This is a genomic window from Niastella sp. sgz303648, assembly GCF_059587045.1.
In genome coordinates, this window is the sequence record NZ_JCAPSW010000009.1 from 165,482 (window position 1) to 187,460 (window position 21,979).

Below are 21,979 nucleotides of genomic sequence, written 5' to 3' on the forward strand. Positions count from 1 at the left end.
TTTGAGAATTGTAATTCATTTTCAAATTTGCACATTTTCAAATTTTCAAATTGTATATACCGGAGTGTGTTGAGCCGAAATGCCTGGTGGTTGAATATTATTTCACAGGTGAACCACAAGCTGCAGATTTGTTGTTAACTCAACTAATCTTTAAAAACAGTTTCATGAAAAGGACATTACAACATGGCTTCCTGTGCATCGTGATGGTAATTATTACAGTACCTGCTTTAGCCCAATCGAACCGGCTCATTGGCTCCTGGTGTTTGATTGCTGCCGACAGGATATTGCCGGATGGTACCCGGGTGATCGACTATGGACCCGATCCTCACGGCATTGCCATCTTTACCCCGGCCGGTAACTATGTGGTGGAGATCTTCCGGAATCAACGTATGAAATTTGCATCAGACGATCGCGCCAAAGGTACTCTGGAAGAATACAGGGAGGCCATCTTAAGCAGTAGTTGTCATTTCGGTACCTATGCCTTAGACTCTGTCAAAAGTACCATCACGTTTAATATCGACCGCGCTTCCATCCCGAATCTGGATCAAACTTCGCAGGTTCGTTCTTTCACGCTAAAAGGAGATACACTGAGTTGGCGCGTACCGGCCCGTCCCGACGGATCTATACCGGTATCTTTATTCAGGCGCATACAATAATGGTTGAATGCGATTATCGATTTGTATTACATAAGATCCTGTAATGCTGGTATTGGCAGGCTATCACGATAATTTTCTCCACATTCAGCTCTGAAACATCTTTTGGTACACATTTTTCGCTCTCCCTCTCATCGAAATCACTAACGTTTATGAGAAAGAGCGCTGTTCTTAGCTTACTTCTAATTTCATTGTTTGTAGTTTATGATTCATCGGGCCAGTCGTTCGTTCATCCCGGGTTGTTACATACCGAAGCCGACTTTGCGCGGATGCGATCCAAAGTAAATGCCAATGCCCAACCCTGGAAAGGAAGCTGGGATCTGCTGGTGGCAAACAGTCATTCACACCTGGGCTATACGCCGCGTCCGGTTGATACGGTGCGAAGGGGAGGCACGGTGCAGAATTATACACTCCTGTACAATGATATTGCGGCTGCCTATCAGCTGGCGTTGCGATGGAAAATATCTGGCGATACTGCCTATGCCAGTAAAAGCATCGCGATTATGAATGTATGGTCTGCCACGTTGAAACAAATAACCGGTAATGCAGACCGCTTTCTTGCTGCCGGCATTTACGGCTATCAGTTTGCCAATGCTGCCGAAATTATGCGCACATATAACGGTTGGGCCGCCGCTGATTTTACCCGTTTCAAAGAAATGATGCTGAATATATTTTATCCTTTAAGCGAAAACTTTCTTACCAATCACAACGGCGCCTGTATTACCAATTACTGGGCCAACTGGGACCTGTGTAACATGGCCGGCATTCTGGCGATCGGCGTGTTATGCGACCGGCGCGACCTGTACAACCGGGCCATAAACTATTTCAAAACAGGCGCCGGCAATGGTTCCATAACCCATGCCGTTTGGTATCTGCATTCCGATACATTGGGCCAGTGGCAGGAAAGCGGACGCGACCAGGGGCATAGCACGCTGGGCATTGGTTTGCTGGGTTCTTTTTGTGAAATGGCCTGGAACCAGGGCGATGATATGTATGGTTACGATAGCAACCGCTTTATGAAAGGTGCGGAATATGTGGCGCAATATAATATTGGTAATACAGTACCATTCGCTACCTATAACTGGGGCAATGGTCAGAGTTGCGCGCGCATGTCGCAAACCGTTATTTCAAATGCCGGCAGAGGCAACATACGGCCAATTTGGGAAATGGTGTATAATCATTATGCCAATCGTAAGGGATTATCTGTACCCGGTATAGCTGCTTTTGCTGCACAACAAAGGCCCGAAGGGGGAGGGGGTAATTATGGTCCCAATAGTGGCGGTTACGATCAGCTGGGCTTTGGTACTTTAACGTTTACCCGTGATGCTTATGTGCCGGATGCCACAGGTACTAATGAACAAAATACTATATCGATCACTCCGAACCCGGCACATGAACAGGTAACCATTAATTTTCAGAACATAACGGCTATACAGATGTATAATTCCCTGGGGCAACTGGTGTATTCCGTTACTGTGCCGCAGGTGAGCGGCAGAAACCGGCATACGATCGATATGCTGAAATTTTCAACCGGCTTTTATTTCATTAAAGTATACCAGGGAACAGCTAATACTGTTAAGAAAATTATTAAAGAATAGGTCGTTGCGTGCAGGGATGGAATTAAATGATTATTTTTCTGTAAAAAATGAAAACCCTTATCCCCCTGGGGATGCTTATCCTCGTTACGGCAACTGCCTCAGCGCAAAAGTTTGAAATAAAATTAAACGCAAACGTTAACCTTACCTCGCTGCCCGATTTTAAAAACAAGATTTATATAGCTGATGGCTTTGTTATACCAAATTATATCAATATTGATAATGCCCGAAGCATCGCGGTAACAGAAACATCCTCGAAAACCAGGCCCGGTGCAGGTTTTAATGTAGAAGCAGAAGTTGGAAAATGGATAAACGACAAATGGAAGATATCTTTTTCATTGGGTATTATGCAAATGAGTTATACTTACAAAACTTATATCGCCCAATCGTTTTATAAAAATGATTTTTATCTGGGAAATGGCGATGACAGGTTCACATACCTTACTTTACGTCCGTTCAACGTTTCATTGGCCTATAAGCGATTTTCTATTCAGGGAGGCCCCATAATGAGTTACCTCGTTGGTAAAAAGTATTCTAACACAATGGTTATTTATAATTTTAATACAAATCCCTGGGAAACGGTTGGCGCTTTTTTTGAAGCAAAAGGCGATGTGCAAAAAATGCTATATGGCGCTCACATCAATGGCGGCTTCGCAGTTTCAAAAAAGGTAGAAATAACGTTCGGCAGTCAATATTTCTTTAATTCACTATATAAAAAGGAAAACACCTATAAACCGCTGCATGATAAAAGTAAAGCCTTACAATTTCAGTTAGGAGCAAGTTATCGTGTTTTGTAAACCATACGACCGGGGGCTCTTTTTCATTAACCTATTGCAGTCCCTGCAAAACATAACATTAAATTAATATGCATCACCCGCTTTGGAACACGTCTTATATTAATCAGATTTATCTTTATTAAGTCAGAGGGTATCTCTGTTACTTAATATACACGTGTTATGAAAATACTGATTGTAGAAGATGAAAACAGCTTGTCGAAAAGCATTTCTACCTACCTGAATCAGAATAATTTTATTTGCGACACGGCTTCTCAGTTTTACGAGGCACGACAAAAAATGCATTTAAACGATTATGATTGTATTGTGCTGGATATATCGCTGCCTAATGGCAACGGTCTTGATTTATTGCAGGAACTGAAAAAAGCCCAAAGGCCCGATGGCGTATTGATTATATCGGCCAAAAATGCAATTGCCGACAAAATTAACGGACTCGAATCGGGAGCAGATGATTATCTTATCAAACCTTTTCACCTCGGCGAACTGGCCGCAAGAATAAATTCCATTATACGGCGCAGGGCTTTTAACGGCAATAATTTAATGGTGCTTGATAAATTAACGATCAATATTCTTGATAAAAGTGTGAAAAGCGAAAAGGGAATTATTGACCTTACGAGGAAAGAATATGAGCTGTTATTGTATTTTATCAGCAATCAAAAACGCGTACTTACCAAAGAAGCCATTATTGAACACCTTTGGGGAACCGATGCCTGTAATAGTAATTATGACTTTATTTATGCCCATATCAAAAATCTGCGAAAAAAATTAATGGCAGGCGGTTGCCCCGACTATATTAAAGCGGTATACGGAATGGGATACAAATTTTTAATACCGTCAGCTATTCATACATGAAATTAATTGCCCGTTACAACCGTTCCCTGCTCCCGGTTTTTATACTATTGATCGTTGGCGCCGGTCTGGTGAGTTATTTCTTTACAAAAAAAGTATTGCAGCGTGAAGTGGATGAATTGCTTAGCCGCACGGGAACGAGGATCATTAATTATATAATCAGGTATCAGGCTTTACCTGCTGTAAGAACTTTCGACGATCTGAAAGTTTATTATCAAAAAACTGCTCAGCCCCTGCAAAAACCTGCGCTTGAGCTGGCCCGGGTGTATATTCCCGAGCAGGCCGAAAATCATATTGCACGAAAACTGGTATTTACTGTATGGCTAAAAAAAGACCTGTATCAGGTCACCGTCAGTACACCGCTCGAAGGCACCAAAATGATGACGAAAACAATTGTTTTCATTTTTACAGGTACCATCTTTATTGTTATTGTAAGTGTTGCCTTTATCAGCAGAGCGGTGCTGATAAAACTCTGGAAGCCGTTTTATGATTCGTTACACATCATAAGAAATTTTAGCATCCACGAACAACGGTCGCTGCATTTCCCGGCTACTGAAATAGAAGAGTTCGCTGTAATGAATGATAATTTCAAACTGGCAACCGGCAATGCGGCTAAGGAGTACCGGATATTAAGGGAGTTTACCGAAAATGCCTCACATGAAATTCAAACCCCGCTGGCTATCATTCGTTCAAAACTCGATTTGCTGGTACAACAGGATAACCTGTCCGAAGGCCAGAGTGAATTATTTCAGGAAGCCTATAGTGCGCTTACCAAACTTTCGAAATTGAACCAATCGCTTTTATTACTGGCGAAAATTGAAAATAATCAGTTTCACCGCAAAACAACGATCAACCTGCGTGAAAAGGTGGAAAATAAAATTATTCAGTTTCAGGAATTATGGCATAACAATCATATTCAGTATACAGCCGAAATAGCACAGGCTGAAATACCCGCCGATCCTGAGCTTATTGAAATTTTATTGAATAATGTATTGAGCAATGCCACAAGGCATAATGTGCCCGATGGCGCTATTGTTATAACACTTACACCAACGCAGTTAGTATTAAGCAATACCGGCGCGCCTCAGGCGCTTGAACAGGAAAAGCTTTTCACCCGGTTTTATAAAGCTTCGGTAAACAACGATCATAACGGACTGGGGCTTTCTATCATTAAACAAATATGTGAAGTAAGCGGCATTACACCTATCTATAGTTACCAAAACGGGGTTCATACATTTGCTTTTAGCTGGTAGGTACTGAGCGAAGCCTGCCCGATTGTCGGCGGGTCGAAGGATCGGCCAAGAGCCGCAAAGGCCCGCGAAACGTATTTATCGCCCCCGAATTTTGACATCTTAAATACAGCATATGAATTTAATTAATTTTTAATCCGGATCCTAAAGAATTACTTTGCGTCTTTGTGCCTTTGCGCGAACATTCAGAAAGAACACAGAATTGACATTTAATTTGCCGATTCTTTAAATTGGCTCTGAATGATAAAATGGGTTTTCGCTTTGTTTTCGCTGGTGCTATTCAATAAAGTAATTGCTCAAAACAATACAACTGTAAAGGGTACAGTGGCTGGTACCGTCAAAGATTCTTTGTTGAACCAGCCATTGGAAAATGCCACTATCAGGTTAACGGCTTCTACCCGTAACTGGAAAAAAGAAGTTATTACCGACAGCAACGGAAATTTCGCTATACAAAATTTACCGGCAGATACCTATGCGTTGAACGTTCAGTTTACCGGCTACAATTCCTTTTCGCAAAACAATATTGTTATTACCGATAGCCCGAATGTAATCACCTTAAATAACATATACTTATCGGCAAAAGTAAAATCACTGCAATCAGTAGTGGTAACCGGGTCGCTGTCACCGGTCGACAAACGAATTGATCGCCTCGTGTATAATGTTGATAAGGATGTAACCTCGCAGGGTGGGGTAGCCACCGATGTATTGAGGAAAATTCCGCAGGTAACCGTTGATGTCAATGGCAATGTGGAATTATTGGGAAATCCCGGCATCCGGTTTTTAATTAATGGAAAACCCTCTACCATTTTTGGCAATAGCGTTGCCGATGCATTGCAATCGATACCGGCATCGCAAATTCAAAGTATTGAAGTTATTTCAAGTCCCGGCGCCCGGTATGATGCTTCAGGTACCGGTGGTATTATTAATATCATTCTCAAAAAAAATAAAGTAAAGGGTTTTAGCGGAGCCATCAATACCACTGCCGGCACCCGGCTCCAAAACGGATCACTCAATTTGAGCTATAAGAAAAATAATATTGCACTCAGCGCTTATTTCAGCGGCAACGCCCAGCTGAAGGCTGTAACGCTAACCGAAGCTCAAAGGAACACACTGGATACAGCTTCGGGTAACAAATATTATTTGCAGCAGCAGGGGAGCGGTGATTTTACACGACACGGATACCGTGCAGGTTTTGGGTTCGATTGGGAGATCAGCGCTAAAGACAACCTTACTATTTCATTCGGGCATTATCGTTTCGGAAATACCAACACAGGGGTTACCAACCAGTACAATGAAGCGCACGATAGCCTGGGAAATTTGCTCTTTAATAATTACAACATCCGCCATTCAGATGCCCGCTTTAATAATTATTCATTCGAAACGGGCGTTGAATACAGGCGAAAATTAAGAAAGGAAAAAGAAGAACTGTCTATATCGTATAATTACAGCATGGGTAATAATACCACCAGCTATCAGCAGTATCAGCAATATGTAACCAATGATTCTGTGTTTAGCGGTGCTACCAGTAAAAACCCGGGTAAAGATTATTTAACTACCATTGCTATGGATTATTCTTATCCGGTAAATAAAGATTTGATGTTGGAAACAGGTGTAAAAACAGAAATAGAATCGCTTGTAAGCAATGCCAATGTGTATACTTTTTCACCCGCAGTATACCAATATGTTTTTGATAACCAGCAGTCGTATCAGTCGCAGTTTCACCGGCAGGTATATGCAGGATATGTATCGGGTTCGTTTCAGGTAGCTGATATTTTGCAGGTAGTGGCCGGCGCCCGGTGGGAGCATACAATTAACAAGGCGCAATACAGCAATGCGCATGATGTGGTGATTCCCGACTACAACAATTTCGCTCCGTCGGTGACCATTGCGCATACATTTAAAAACCAGCAATCCATTAAGTTTAGTTATGCTTACCGTCTTGAAAGGCCCGAATACCGCGACCTGAACCCGTTTGTGAACTTAACTGATCCGCACAATATTTCTACCGGCAATCCGGCTATCAAACCCGAGATCGGGAATGATTTTCAACTAAATTTTAATTATCCTTTTGGTAAAGACAATAATATTGATATCGTTTTGGTATATACGCATAATAGTCCCGATATAAAATCGATCACGTCGTTTTATCCAACGTATAAGGTGGGCGATTCGGTGTATACCGATGTGAATGTTACCATGCGCAGTAATATTGCTGTTGAAAACAGATTGGGCGCCAATATTTCAGGATCATTTAACCCGGTTTCTACACTAACATTAAGAACCAATATTCAGTTGTATAAACGGCAAACAAAAAATTTATACGCTATTCCCCAGGTTATGAGCGGCTTTGAATGCCGATTTAATGCCAATGTGGGTTACAGGTTTAATCATGGACTGATGGCAGAAGCGTTTGGCAATTATAATTCAGGCATCCGCTGGCAGGGGCGAAAAGCTTCTTTTGCTTCGTATACCATTGCCGTACGTAAACAACTTCTTAAAGGGAAAGGAAGCCTTGGTATAACTGCCGTAAACGCTTTTAATAAATACCTGCTACAAAAATCAACGCAAATAGGATCAGGTTTCGATGCTACCACCTGGCAGCATATTCCTTATCGTTCTTTCGGAATTAACTTCGTATACAAATTCGGAAAGCTCACTATCAGTAAACCCAAAGAAGAAGATAATTTCCTTAATAAACCACCGGTTGAAGGGTCCTGAGCGCAGTCGAAGGGCAGCCGTGTTACGGCCTGCCCTTACATTATTTTATAAACAAGGATTTCAAAACTTCCCGGTAAAATTTTACGGGTGTCGCCTTCGAATTTCGCAGCCGGTAAGTAAATTTTTCCGGTGGTATTATCAAGCGTCATGGTTTTGCATCCTTTTTGTGTGGCCAGTGTTTGAATCACTTTGTACGAAGCGGGCTGTAATTGCCTGATGATGGTTACATTGCCTTCGCCGTTTGAGCTGAAAAGCAATTTTTTCTTTGCATCAAACACCACTGCATCTGGTCTGGCGCCAATGGGTAACGAATCGATCACCCGGCCTTTATCTGTATCAAATACAATCAATTCTTTATTGGCGCAAACAGCGAACAGCAGGTTGTTTTTTGAGTCGATGGCCAGGCCTGAGGGTTCATTGCCGGGGGCAACAGACCATGCATTGCGAATATTCATTTTATCGGCATCTATCTGAACAACCTCGCTTTTGTCTTCCATGTTCACATAAATTTTTCCTTTGTGGTCGCTTACAGCAAATTCAGGCTTTCCGGGCAAAGCGATAGTATGCACCACCTGTAAGGTTGCGGCGTCAATAACCGTAGCGTTATTGGTTTTTCCATTAAATGCAAACACTTTTTTACTGTAATCGTCGTACATAATGGCATCGGGGTTGATGCCGGTTACAGCTACAGTATCTTTCACGGCAAATGTTTGTAAATCGAAAACGGTTACACTGTTTGCTTTACCGTTACTGATAAATCCTTTATTCAATGCATGATCAAAAGCAATTCCATGAACCCCTGATGTATTGGGAATTTCAGCTATTACCGCGTCTTTATCAGCGGCAACTACCAGCACCCGCGTGCCATGCGAAAAATAAATATTCCTGTTTACTTCATCCACGGCGGCATAATCCCAGCCCAATGCATCGCCTACTTTGATGGTTTTGTAATAACTGTATTCCTTTTGCTGTGCTTTTACATTTGCTGAAACTAAAATAGCGGCTATGATAATAATTCTCTTCATTTCTTTTTGTTTGTTACATGTACATAAGCCAACCTTGCTTATCAATACTTATTTTGTAATGGTAATGGCGTCGAGTATTGTGCCGTCTGCTGCAAGCTGGCTCAATGTGAGGGTTTTGCTGTTTATGTCAACTACTGTTAATGAATGAACGGATGATATAAATTTATCGGTAAACCGTTGCCATGAATCAGGATCATTTTGTTGCTCGGGGTTGTACAACTCCTGGCCACCGGAGCCCGTTACAACATAAATAACGCCTTCGGGTGTTGTATCTTTTTTGCCATCGAACGATTTGTCGAGTGTCCACCGGCCATTCACCACTCTTCCGCGAATGGACTTATTGTCTTTGCCGCCGATCAGTAAGGTGCCATTGTCATCAGGAACAAATCGCATGGGGTACGAACGCTGGTAATTGTGTACATGACCGTTAAAAACGATATCTACCTTGCCTGATTCGAACAGGGGCGACAATAAACGCGTTTGCTGCTGTTCAAAATGTTCTCTCGACGAATTAAAGCCCGGATGGTGAAATACCACAAAACGCCAGGTGGCATCTTTCGCAGCTGCAAGGTCGTTGGTTACCCAATCGGTAATTTCCCTGCTGGTGAAATCAACGTAAGGATTGGCATCGATAAAAAGCCAATGCGCATTACCATAATTAAAAGAAAAGTTGGCCATTCGTGGATACGCGTTGCCGACCGCTTTTACAAACGCATTACGGCTGGTTTCCGATGCTTTTAAAGCAGGCGCTAACGGACCGCCTTCTTTACACAAAGGGCCATTGAGCGGCTGATCCCAAAATAAAAAATAGGCAAGCCCATCGGGGTATTTATCAAGGTCGCGCGTGTCGGTATCATGATTGCCGGGTGCGGCAATAAACGGAACGGAACACATGATCGGAGCGCCGGCGCTATCGGCTTTTGCCGCATTGTACACCGGCCAGAATCTTGTGTCGTATTCTGAGATCAAACCATGATCGTAAACGATATCGCCGGGAATAACAACCATATCGGGACCAGATAAAAATGCCCGGCCGGCCAGCTGTTTTGCTTCTGCTGTACCTGCGCCAATATCACCAAACACTACACACTTAAAAGATTGACCGGCCGATTTGGGTGCCCGCGCCTTCGCGGTAAATACAATTTTACCGTTTTTAAGCACGCGATAATCGAAGGTGCTGCCCGGTATCAGGCCGGTCATTGCTGTTTTGTACAATTTGCGGGCAGAAATGCCAGACACTGCAATTTCAGTTGCTGTAGGCGCTTCGGTTTTTGTCCAGGCGCTTTTGTCGTTTGCTTTCGTTTCTACCAGCCAGTCGGCCTGTTTATCCAAATCCTGCCAAAGCAAATCAAGCGAGCCGGGTGTTGGCGTGGCCCCTATTTGCACATAAGGACGTACAACAAACACTTCATTGCTTTTTTCATTTTGAGTCCATGCCGTATTAAATGCCGGTATCACCAGGGACAGAAGAAACCAATGTTTCATATAGGTAAAGTTGATGAGTTGATGAGTTAATAAGTTGAAAAGTTGACAAGTTAACTGGTTAACCGGTTAACTTGTCAACTAATAAACTTAATGTTGATTACCGGTACCGTTACTTTGAAAGGCTCCTATATCTTTTCCTGGCGGCGTAATGTCGGTGGCGCCATAAACAGGATCAATCGGTACATCTCTTCTTGCGGTGAAACCGGTGTATCCTTTGCCGATACAGGGCGAGGTTGGCTTTAATCCAAAATTGTAACTGCCCACAATAAAAATATCACGCAAATTTAAACCGGCAGGTAAAGGCACCGGGCCATTGATAAATTGCGGATTGTTGGCGCCCGGCAAAGAGGAGGGTGCAGTATAGGGATCGCCGGGCTTCCATCCTGCCGGTAAAAAAGTTGATGGAACAGGAATGTCTGTAGGCATGGCTTTAGTGATACACACGCTTCCCGGTATGGGAGGATAAATAACATTGGCAACAGACTGCGAATCGGTATACGTATAATTATAACCGTAAAATAAATTGGCGGTATCGGCAATAGGGTTTTGTACTACACGCAAACCAAACTTACAGTTTACCATTAAATTATTGTAGGCCATTCCACCCGCATCCTGTTCAAAATTGATAGATCCTCCGCGACCTGTGGCAGCCCTGCGATAACCACAATTAACAATGGTGTTATTGTACATTCGCATATTCGATCCCGGCACGCCCACAATAGCGCCTGCGTTCGATAACTTGGGCCCATTGGTGGCCATGCCCACACATAAGTTATAGGCAAAATCGCCGATCGTTCCGGCTTTGGAATTCATGGCTTCTCCACCTGTATTACCGCATTTTTCAAACGTATTGCGCATGATAGCCACTTTTCCGCCCAGTATTCTCAACGGATCGTCGGTACTGCCATACATCCACGAATCTTCCAATACAAAAATGCCGTGCGGGTTTTGAAAAAATAAGGGATATGGATTGGCGAAAATTTGTTTAACAGCACTGGTATCGGGCATGGCTACACCGCCAAATTCAATATGCGTCCATTTAATAACCATAAGCGGACAGGTAGTAGCGCCCATAATGCCCACCCATTTGCCGGTTAAAGCAGGATCGTTTTTGGGATTGGCGTTGGGGGCATCGGTTCTTGTAACACCCGGAAAAGTAAACCAGTTAGGGTGATCTTTTGTTCCCAAACATATTAACGAGCCTCTTACACCAAGGCCATAAGGCCCTGTAAAATTAACAGTTACTCCTTCCTGTATCATTAAGGTATCGCCCTGGTTAACAATAACGTCGCACCCGATGGTATAGGTTTTTCCTGCCAGCATGGTGCCTTTGATCGAACCGCACAAAGGGGCCGCATCGCTAACCGGAGCAGCGGGTGTAACAACGGCCTTCCATAAACTCTTTGTATCGGCTACTTTTTTGCAGGAAGCAAATACAAAAGCAGAAAGCATATAGATGATCAAAAAACATCTTTTCATATTAAGTTATTAAGCTGTTTTAAAATTTAAATCGCAGGCCAAACAGGAAAGAAGTTCTTACGTAATCTTTTTGTACAATTATTTTTTTGCCGGTATCAGTTTGCAAAGCCAGCGGACTTGAACCACTGGATGCGATATAGGTATTATAGGGTATATGCAAACTTCCGGTGGCGGGGGAGTTGGTCAGGTTATTGAACTTGCCGTAAAAATTGATCTTTTTCGAAATTCTTTTCTCGAAAGAAAAATCAAGGCCTTTATAGGGTTGTTGCCAGTAATGCAATCCTGCATAAGGGCTTACCAGTGAAATTCTTTCTCCTGTATATACAAATGCCAGCTGGGCATCGAGGCCCATACGATGACTCTTATATATTAACGACAAATTGCCAACGTGATTGGCCTGCCCCTGTAAAGGCCTTGTTTCTGAAATATATTTTGATGTTCTTATCCCCGCATCATCCCGGTACGAAAGCAGCATGCTGTCGTTGGTAACCTTCGACTGCGTATAGGTATAATTGGCAGATATACCAAAAGCGCCAAAATATTTGGTGAATACAGCTTCAAAACCATAGTTGGTAGCTGTGCCTATATTGGTGGGTATTAAGTTCTGGCTGGTAACGCCTACTTTAACCGCAGTGTATTCAATGGGATCTTTTATCTTTTTATAAAACACACCTAACAGTACCTGATCGGCATTGCCGTGAAATAGTTCGTAACGCAGATCAAAATTATCGGCCAGAGAATGGTTTAATGATGTAGGATTGCCCTTTTCCTTAAACGTTTCATAATTGTCGGGCCCATCGGGTATTAACTCTGCAAACTGAGGCCGCGCCAATGCTTTATAATACGACAACCTGATCAACTGGTTTTTGGTTAACAGGTATTTTACCTGTGCAGCAGGCAATACATCGGTGTACGTTATTTTTCCTGACCGGGCATCTACCTCGGGGCCTAATTCTGTATTATATTTCTGATAAGTATGTTCTACGCGCACTCCGCCCAGTAATTCCATTTTGGGCAACAGTTGCCACCTGCCCTGTACATAACCTGCCGCCACATCTTCAGTAAACGTGTAGTTATTGCCGTTTAACGATGCGGTGGCGCTTGATCCTGCAAAACTAAAAACGGCATCGTTTATGGTTGTATAAGTTTGTATCGAACTGTTTGAATTTAATAGGGGATTTAGTGACCAGTAGTTATAAAAGTTATTTCTTTTCTTATCTCTTATTAAACCACCTGCTTTTAATTCAAATGCCCTGTTTAACAAGTTCATTTGTTTGGTGATATTTATATAGGCCGACAGATCCTTATCGCTGTTATGCAGCCAGGTGCGCGTCATGCCTGAAAGAATATCCGGTGTTCCCCTGGTAACTTTTTTGCTCACTGTATCTGTTAATATCGGGTATTGATGCGTAAACGTTGCCAGGTCGGGCATATGGTTATTGGCAATAGAATAACCGGCCGACCAATCGAATGTTAACGTGGGTGTAAGCTGATGAATGCCCTGTAGCGTAGAATTATAAATAGATTGATATTGCCAGGTGCTCCTGTACGATTCATTTATCAGAGAATTTAAGGCCGACGCGGTATCCATGGTATAACGTGTTTGATAGGTGGTCAGGCGCACATAAGTGTTGAACCAGGAGATCTTATTACGCTGATTTATTTTATAATCAAACTTGCTGTTTACACCCAGCCGTTGATTTTGGGAAGAATACTCGCGATAATACAGGTCCGAAAACTGAGGTATGTTGTCGAGCCCCGGTTGGGCATTGGGAATAAATAACGTTGATTGGTTGCCGCTGAATATATTCTGATAACTTGCCGACAATAGTATGCCCAGTTTTTTTTCGCGGCCAAACCTGTTTCCGAAAGTTAAACCTGCTGCAGTATTAACCGGGTTATTTAAAGTAGAATAATTCAAATTACTCACGGGGAAATCGTCGGGCGATGCCGCATAGCTTCTTCCGTTTATTTCTGCAGGCGATTTTTTGTTGATACCTGTATGCGGGAAGCGCAGGAAAGATTGTTGTTTAAAAATATTATTATACCCTGTTGAAATATTGGCCTGTATCAATTTATTGGCCGGTGCATCTTTCATTACCAGATTAATAGTGCCGCCAATAGCATCACCTTCCATAGATGGGGTAAGGCTTTTACTTACCTCCAGTCTTTCGAGTAATTCTGCCGGGAACAGATCGAGGGGAATAAAACGGCTTTTATTATCGGGGCTGGGTATTTTAATGCCGTTTACAAGCGTATTGATATATCTTTTTTCCATGCCGCGAATGATAGGGTAGCGGGCTTCGCCGGCGCTGTTTTTTTCAATAGTAACGCCGCTTACCCGTTGCATTACATTGGCCACGGTTATATCGGGCAGCAATTCAATATTTTTTGCCGAAACAACATTCACTAACTGATTCGAATTTCTTTCCCGTTCTCTGATGTTTTTATCACCGTCTGAACCGCCGCCAACAACAATTACGCTGTACAATTCAGCTATTTTGGGTTTAAGCGCCACTTTTATATTGGTGGTTTGGCTGGTATGAACCGTTACCTTTTCGCTATGGGTATTATAATTAACATAGCTTATTTCCAGCTCATAATCTCCGGCAGTCATATTTTTGAAAGTAAAGTTGCCGTCGAGCGGAACAAATTGCTTTTTACCGGTTTCTTTAAGCCATACGGTAGCGCCCGATAAAGGCTCGCCGGTATTTGCATCCGTTACTGTACCTTTTATAGCCTGTGAATAAGATAGTATAGTACAAAGAAGTATAAAAACCAGCAGTATGACCGGTTTAATACAGTTAGTTTTTGGTGAATACATTGATACGCTATTTAGGCCCCAAAAGTTTACTTTTTTTTAATTCGAAACGCGATCCTGCTGTGATTTAGCCAATTGGTAAAACTTTAGTAATGACAGGGTAATTAAAAATTCAGGATCATTTCAGAATTGTACAAAAAACAGTTTTAGCATTTTTAATAAAGGTGTTATCCTTTAGCCTCATTATTTTTTTGTTATTTTTATCACCGCACTAATTGTAAATACCGCAGATTGACCAGCCTCCAATCATATGATGAAAAGGAATTGCTTTTGCGAATCGCAAATGGTGATGAAACTGCTATGGAAATTGTCTTTGAGCAATACTTTAGCCGGCTTTGTTTTTTTGCCCTTAAACTAACAGGCGGTAATAAAGAAGAGGCAGAAGATATAACTCAGGAAGCCCTCATGAATTTCTGGATCAATGTGCGCGATAAAGGAGTAACCCCTCAAAGTACCGAAGCCTATATGTTTCAAATGGTGCGCAACCGGTGCTTTAATTTTAATAAACGCGAAAAGATGAAGGCAGGCCGTGAAAACGACCTGCTGCAACAAGCGCCCCTTACCGAAAATGAGGTGGAACAGGTACTCATGCAGGAAGACATCTTTAATAAAATATACCAGCAATTACTGGAGCTGCCGCCCCGGCAGGCCGAAATCATCAGGTTGATTTTTCTGGAGCAACTCGATACCCATGAAATTGCCGAACGCCTGCAGCTTACACCCAATAATATCAGAAATCATAAGGCCAGGGCCATTGAAACCATCCGCACCTTAGTGGTGAAAAAAGGACTTTCAGAACTGCGCATTATAGTGTCGCTATTTTTTTATTAATTTTTTGTGATGAAATCCATTCTTCGGTTGACTATCTGATGTGAGCGATGCGAATCAGACCGGTTATAGTAAATATTATTGTTATATCAACGCTTTATGAGTTCCAGTAACGAGCCTATACTCAAAATAATTTACAAAAAAATCCAGCAGCAACCGCTAACCGGTGAAGAGGAGGCTTTGTTAAACAGCTGGCTCAGTGAGTCGGCTGATGCAGAAGGCATTTTTAATCAGGTAAACAACGATCGGGAACTGGTTGAATACCTGAAACTTCGGCTTGACCGGGAAAACCTTCAGCGGGCATTGCAACAGTTCAGAGCAAAAGTTTTTGCGCAGGGTGAAATTTCGGTAGTTGACGCTACGGTACCCCAAAAGCCAAAGTATATGCGTAGCCGGTTGCTGTTCTGGGGGCGGGCCGCTGCCATCTTTGTAGTAATTATAGCTGTTGTTGTTTTTTGGATGAAGAATAACGCCGGAAAAAAGCCAGTTTCACCGGCTGTTGTGAAAAGTGCCGTACCCGCCGACGCGCTGCCCGGAAGCGACCGGGCTGTTTTAACGCTTGCCGGTGGTGAAAAAATTTTGCTCGACAGTGCCCACAGAAATATTGTTCAACAGACAAATTTCAGCATTACCAACCTAAACGGACAACTTGATTATAAAGGCAGTTCTAATGAGATTGAAGAACATACGCTGAGCACACCACGCGGCGGACAATATAAAGTGATATTACCCGATGGAACGCGGGTATGGCTGAATGCGGCTTCTTCTATAACTTATCCTACAGCATTTACCGGCAATGAAAGAAGGGTTGAAATAAGTGGCGAGGCTTATTTTGAAGTAAACAAAGCCGTTGATAAAAGAGGCCAAAAAATTTCTTTTGCTGTTGACATTCTCCCCTCCACCGGAGGGGCCGGGGGAGGCCGTCGGGGAGGCCGTTGGGGCCGTGTACAGGTACTGGGCACTCATTTTAATATCAATGCTTATGATGATGAACCGGCAATCAAAACAACATTACTCGAAGGATCTGTAAAGGTGTCAAAAGACGCTGCATCAGTAATAATTAAGCCCGGCGAGCAGGTATCCATATCCCAATCATCCCAAATATCCAACCCCATCCCAGTCCAGACAGAGGAAGTAATGGCCTGGAAAAACGGAACCTTTTCGTTCAACCGTGCCAGCTTTTCAGAAGTGATGCGACAGTTATCGCGCTGGTACGATGTGGAAGTAGTATATGAAAAAGGGGTGCCCGATTTAAATTTTGGAGGAGAAATGAAAAGAGATCTGAAATTATCGCAGGTACTCGAAGGATTTGATAAAATGGGCGTTCAATTCAGAATCGAAGGGAAAAAACTGATCGTTGCCTCAAAGCCCGTTCAATAATTGAAATCATTGCTGCCGGATGAAAATAACTGAACCAAAATCAGGCAGGATTCCTATGTCTTAAACTAATCGCACATTAAAAATATACCGCAAGGGTTAATTATAAATCTGTTTAAACAAAAGCCAGTAGTGCTACGAACACTCCTGGCCGGCGTTTGGATTTTCTGAAACAAATAGTCCTGACAGACTGCTTATTATCAACCAAACAAATCAAAAGTATGCAAAAAACTGCATGTGCCTGCCGTAGCTTCAGCCCTGACAATCCTGAGCGGAGTCGAAGGACAGAGCGGAGTCGAAGTTCCGGGTGGAGTCTCAGCACCAAAACACTGTTAGCTATGAAACTAACTATTATCTTATTAACCGCAGCAGCCCTGCATGTGTCTGCCGGTGTGCGCTCGCAAACCATAACCTATTCCGGTAAAAATGTAGCCTTACCCGAAATATTCCGCGCAGTAAAAAAACAAACCGGTTATACGTTTATGTATAACAGCGATCTGATCGATAAAACAAAGCCGCAGAGCATTAATGTAACCAATATGGCGCTGGAGGTGTTTCTTAAACAGGTGCTCAACTCGCAGCAACTCGATTTTTCAATTAAGAATACCACGGTTTTCATATTTCATCAGCCTGCTCCACCGGCGCCTGTATCAAAACCGGTAGCAACTGTATCGGGTCAGTCAATAACCGATCCTGTTACAGGAATCATAAAAGATGCCGATGGTTCGCCGTTAAAAGGCGCTTCCATTGTAATTAAAGGAACTTCAGGATCAACCAGCACCGACGCCGGCGGTGCATTTTCCATAGAAGCGAAAGAAGGTGATCATATGGTGATATCGTTTGTAGGATACGATACGCGGGAGATCAGATTAACCGCTGCCATGATCGCGAAGAAAGATCTTTCTTTTTCTCTTACGGTAAGCAACAACGAATTGAACCAGGTACAGGTAATTGCCTACGGTACTACTACCAAGCGCATGAACACCGGCGATGTAACCACCATTACAGCAAAAGATATTGAAAAGAACCCGGTCAATAACGTGCTCGAAGCTGTGCAGGGCCGGGCTCCGGGATTGTTTGTGCAACAGGTTACGGGCCAACCCGATGGTGCTTTTAACCTGCGCATGCGGGGAGCGGCCAATTTTAAATCCGGCGCACCGCAACCCCTCATTGTTGTAGATGGCGTAAGATACCCCGGTGGCACATTGCCCATGTCGACCGATGCTAACTATAGCACCAACCCTTTTTTACAGGGCGGCAGCGGATTGAATTTTATCAATCCGCAGGATATCGAAAGCATTAATGTTTTAAAAGACGCTGATGCCACCGCTTTATATGGTTCAAGTGGCGCATATGGCGTGATACTGATCACCACAAAGAAGGCCAAAGCAGGTGAAGCATCTTCGCTTAGTGCTAATGTATATACCGGTGCTTCGGTGCTTGGTTCAACCGTAAAGCTGATGAACACAGAGCAATACCTGCTATTGCGCCGTGAAGCATTGAAGAATGATGGACTTACGGTTTCGGCATTTGATAAAGATCTCAACGGTACCTGGCCTGCAGACAGGTACAACGATTATAAAAAAGATCTGCTGGGCGGTAGTGCACAAACTACCAATGCAAGCGTTAATTATACAGGAGGATCGCGAAATGCAAGCTATCTCATCAACGGAAGCTTCAAAGATAATGGCAATATTCAAAGGCACAGGGGAAAATCACGAAATGGATCCATCCGGTTTTCATTGAACACCAATTCAGCAAACAATAAGTTGAGCTTTGCGCTGTCGGGCAGTTTCCTTTCGGCCGTGAATACGATGGTGCCAACCGACTTTTCTTCATCCATTGCTTTGGCTGCTCCCAATGCAACGCCTTTGTTTTTACCCGATGGCAGCATCAACTGGGAAACTGGTACAAACGATCTGGCCGATGATATAAACAGAATCTATAAAAATGTAACGAATAACCTGCTGTCGAATTTTACCATTTCATACAAGCCGGTAAAAAATCTAACGCTTCGCTCCATTTTAGCCTACAGCGAAATTTTCAGCAAGGAGTTTATGGGATATCCTACCACCACAAAGGCGCCTACCTATACAAATGCTGCTGCCGAAACGCACAGTATATTCCATCATTACGATGTACGCACCGTTACTTTTTCGCCCTATGCCGAGTATACTATCAAGGTAGGAAGCAAAGGAGATCTGGACCTGAAGACCGGGGGAATAGTGGATAATAAATTAACGTATACCGACGAGATACAGGGAGAAAATTTTGCATCCGATGCCTTGCTCAGTAATCCTTCGGCCGGCAATAAGGTAACTGCTACCTATAGCGAAACGCCATACAGGAGCCTCGGTTTTCATGCCGTGGCTAAATTTTCATGGGACCAGAAATATATCATCAATCTCAATGGCCGAAGGGATGGCAGTACCCGGTTCGGATCGGGAAAAAAGTTTGGCAATTTTGGTTCAGTGGCCTTTGCCTGGATATTCAGCGATGAAAAATTGATAAAAGATCATTTGTCTTTTTTAAGCTATGGTAAATTAAGGGCCAGCACCGGTGTAGTTGGCGGGGATGCGGTGGGCGACTTTTCGTATTTAAGAACCTATAGCATTGAAAGCGGCACTTATCAGGGAAAAACAGGTCTTACTACTTCTTCATTCAGGAACCCCAACCTCAGCTGGGAAAAAAACAGGAACTCTGAGATTGGTGTTGAACTGGGTTTTTTAAAAGGAAGAATTTATGCAGAAGGCAATTTTTACCGGAATATAGCATCGAACCAGCTGGTCGATATGTCGCTGCCCTCGGTAACCGGGTTTAAATCATATCCAATCAATTCAGATGCGGTTATACGAACCAGTGGATGGGAACTGTCGTTAAGTACCACCAACATTAAAACCAGGGATTTCAACTGGTCAACCCGCATCAATATGTCAATACCGCGCAGTAAACTGATAAAACTCCCTGAACACCGGAATTTGTCAGATGCATATGTTCTCAATAAACCGGTGACCGGCGTACGGTTATTTAAATACGATGGCATCAATCCTGAAACAGGTAATTTCAGGTTTACCGATGCCAAAGGAAAAACAGATGATTTTACAAGTGGATTGACCGATGCCGACAAAACCGAATTCCTTGACCTGGCCCCGAAATATTACGGCGGTTTTCAAAACTCGTTTTCATACAAACAGTTCTCATTCGACTTTTCAATCGTATACACAAGCAGGAAAGGAAAGAATTTTCTGGGCCAAAGCGGGTACCTGTTTGGCTTTATGGGCATCAATGGCGGTACCGAATGGTTACACCGCTGGCAAAAACCTGGCGACATAACCGACATGCCAAAAGTGAGTACTGACCTGTTCACTGGTATGGCGCGGCAAAGCTTTTTTAAAGAAAGTACGGGCGCCTACAGCGACGCAACTTATGCCCGGCTTCAGAATGTAAGCATCCGGTATGCTGTGAAACCCGGCTATCTTAAAAAGATACACATAAAAGATTTGTCGGTTTACCTGCAGGGACAAAACCTGCTTACTGTATCGCACTATGGCGGACTTGACCCTGAAAATCTGGATGCAGGTACAATTCCGCCTATGCGCGTGTTTACGGCCGGCATCAATATTTCATTATAAAGAACTGAAAACTCACACACAATGAAATTCAACCATATTCATCATACATTGATTATAGCGGCATTATCGTTTACGCTGATAACAGGGTGCGAAAAGTACCTCAGCAATACACAACTGCCCGCAGGTACCATTGCAGGCGACGATGCTTTTGTTTCAGACAATTCAGTATCGGCCATTGTAACCGACAGTTATCTGCAGCTGAATGGGTCAGGACCTTTTTCAGGAAGTCCTTCATCCAACCTCGGCATTTTAACAGGGCAATTTACCGACGAACTGAAACCGGTATCTACCACCAACCTCACCAACTTCGTCTTTTACAAAAATGCGCTTACGACCGCTAATTCAGGTTACTGGGATGATCTTTACAACAAAATATATGTGGTGAACTCTTCAATAGAAGGGATAAAAAGCACACCGGCAACTTTGTATTACAAAAACCAATGGCTGGGCGAGTGTTATTTTTTAAGGGCCTTCCTGTATTTTAACCTGGTAAATATTTTTGGAGATGTACCACTGGCATTAACAGACGATTTTACCGTTAACAGCAAACTGGCAAGAGCTCCGAAAAGCGAGGTGTATGATCAGATCATTGCAGATTGCCAAATGGCGAAAAGTTTACTAAGCGCCGATTATAAAGATGGTTTCGGAAGCAAAACCAACTATCGCGTAAGACCGAATCAGGCTGTTGCTACGGCCTTACTGGCCAGGGCTTTTTTATATGCCGGCAGGTACGACAGTGCCGAAGTGCAGGCCACCGCTCTTATTAATAACAATGCGTATAAACTGGAAGATATCAGTAAGGCATTTTTAACCGGCAGTAAAGAAACCATATGGGCGCTGGCAACAGTATCAGATGAAAGAACCTATGAATACAGTATGTATAACAATGCTATGCCCGCAACATTAACACCGCCCCAGGAGCCCGCTTCATATTTTGTGGGGGTGGCTATCAACAGCCCGCTTCTCGATGCTTTTGAAGCCAATGACAGCCGGTTCACCAACTGGGTACGATCAACTACTGTTGAAGCGTCTGCAACAACGCCTGCAGTTACTTATTACTTTCCCAATAAATACAAATCGGCTACAGGCGGAGAAGAAAAAACGGTCATGCTGCGGCTGGCTGAAATGTATCTTATCCGAGCAGAGGCGCGGGCCCGCCAGGAAAATATCAGTGGATCGCAAAGCGATTTAAATATGGTAAGAACAAGGGCCGGTTTACCGGCAACGACCGCCGCTACCCGCGACGACCTGATCACGGCTATTACGGCAGAAAGAAGGGTAGAACTGTTTACAGAATGCGGTAGCCGCTTTTTCGATTTGAAAAGAACCAACACCATCGATGCCGTAATGGCCGTGGTGGCGCCGTTGAAAGGAGCTACCTGGAGCAGCTACAAGTCACTGTGGCCAATCAATCCGAACGATATTATACTGAACCCCAATTTAACCCCTAATCCCGGTTATTAATTTTGTTTG

14 protein-coding genes are annotated in these 21,979 nt (G+C 43.3%); 10 read left to right on the top strand and 4 right to left on the bottom strand.

The window, feature by feature from the left end; translation table 11 throughout:
• Positions 1-164 precede the first annotated feature (164 nt).
• From AC59IL_RS25175 to AC59IL_RS25200, 6 genes are all read left to right on the top strand, one after another.
• Entirely contained in the window at positions 165-656 is a 492-nt protein-coding gene (locus AC59IL_RS25175; RefSeq protein ID WP_496554977.1) for a lipocalin-like domain-containing protein, read from the top strand.
• A gap of 149 nt (positions 657-805) precedes the next feature.
• Entirely contained in the window at positions 806-2,251 is a 1,446-nt protein-coding gene (locus AC59IL_RS25180; RefSeq protein ID WP_496554978.1) for a T9SS type A sorting domain-containing protein, read from the top strand.
• A gap of 47 nt (positions 2,252-2,298) precedes the next feature.
• Positions 2,299-3,045, top strand: a complete 747-nt coding sequence (locus tag AC59IL_RS25185) for a hypothetical protein (RefSeq protein WP_496554979.1) — start codon at positions 2,299-2,301, stop codon at positions 3,043-3,045.
• Between the two features lie 159 nt (positions 3,046-3,204).
• Positions 3,205-3,894, top strand: coding sequence for a response regulator transcription factor (locus AC59IL_RS25190; RefSeq protein ID WP_496554980.1), 690 nt, complete (start codon positions 3,205-3,207; stop codon positions 3,892-3,894).
• Positions 3,891-5,144, top strand: a complete 1,254-nt coding sequence (locus tag AC59IL_RS25195; RefSeq protein WP_496554981.1) for a sensor histidine kinase — start codon at positions 3,891-3,893, stop codon at positions 5,142-5,144. Before AC59IL_RS25190 ends, AC59IL_RS25195 begins: the two co-directional genes overlap by 4 nt.
• Positions 5,145-5,381: 237 nt before the next feature.
• Positions 5,382-7,859: a TonB-dependent receptor gene (locus AC59IL_RS25200; RefSeq protein ID WP_496554982.1), complete on the top strand. Its 2,478-nt coding sequence runs from the start codon at positions 5,382-5,384 to the stop codon at positions 7,857-7,859.
• A 35-nt stretch (positions 7,860-7,894) separates the two neighbouring features.
• Here AC59IL_RS25200 and AC59IL_RS25205 read toward each other — a convergent pair whose 3' ends face one another.
• From AC59IL_RS25205 to AC59IL_RS25220, 4 genes are all read right to left on the bottom strand, one after another.
• Positions 7,895-8,884 (bottom strand): YncE family protein, encoded by a 990-nt coding sequence (locus tag AC59IL_RS25205; protein ID WP_496554983.1) that lies wholly within the window; start codon positions 8,882-8,884, stop codon positions 7,895-7,897.
• Between the two features lie 48 nt (positions 8,885-8,932).
• Positions 8,933-10,369: a metallophosphoesterase gene (locus tag AC59IL_RS25210; RefSeq protein WP_496554984.1), complete on the bottom strand. Its 1,437-nt coding sequence runs from the start codon at positions 10,367-10,369 to the stop codon at positions 8,933-8,935.
• A gap of 87 nt (positions 10,370-10,456) precedes the next feature.
• Positions 10,457-11,848: a hypothetical protein gene (locus tag AC59IL_RS25215; protein WP_496554985.1), complete on the bottom strand. Its 1,392-nt coding sequence runs from the start codon at positions 11,846-11,848 to the stop codon at positions 10,457-10,459.
• Positions 11,849-11,867: 19 nt separating this feature from the next.
• On the bottom strand, positions 11,868-14,672 hold the full coding sequence (locus AC59IL_RS25220) for a TonB-dependent receptor (protein WP_496554986.1): 2,805 nt from the start codon (positions 14,670-14,672) through the stop codon (positions 11,868-11,870).
• 267 nt (positions 14,673-14,939) lie between these two features.
• Here AC59IL_RS25220 and AC59IL_RS25225 point away from each other — a divergent pair, with 267 nt between their 5' ends.
• From AC59IL_RS25225 to AC59IL_RS25240, 4 genes are all read left to right on the top strand, one after another.
• Complete coding sequence (locus tag AC59IL_RS25225; RefSeq protein ID WP_496554987.1) at positions 14,940-15,500, top strand: RNA polymerase sigma factor; 561 nt, start codon at positions 14,940-14,942, stop codon at positions 15,498-15,500.
• 96 nt (positions 15,501-15,596) lie between these two features.
• Positions 15,597-16,877, top strand: coding sequence for a FecR family protein (locus tag AC59IL_RS25230; protein WP_496554988.1), 1,281 nt, complete (start codon positions 15,597-15,599; stop codon positions 16,875-16,877).
• 335 nt (positions 16,878-17,212) lie between these two features.
• Positions 17,213-20,506: a SusC/RagA family TonB-linked outer membrane protein gene (locus AC59IL_RS25235; protein WP_496554989.1), complete on the top strand. Its 3,294-nt coding sequence runs from the start codon at positions 17,213-17,215 to the stop codon at positions 20,504-20,506.
• Positions 20,507-20,527: 21 nt separating this feature from the next.
• Positions 20,528-21,970 carry a RagB/SusD family nutrient uptake outer membrane protein gene (locus tag AC59IL_RS25240; protein WP_496554990.1) on the top strand — a complete coding sequence of 481 codons (1,443 nt, stop codon included), beginning with the start codon at positions 20,528-20,530 and terminating at the stop codon, positions 21,968-21,970.
• Positions 21,971-21,979 lie beyond the last annotated feature (9 nt).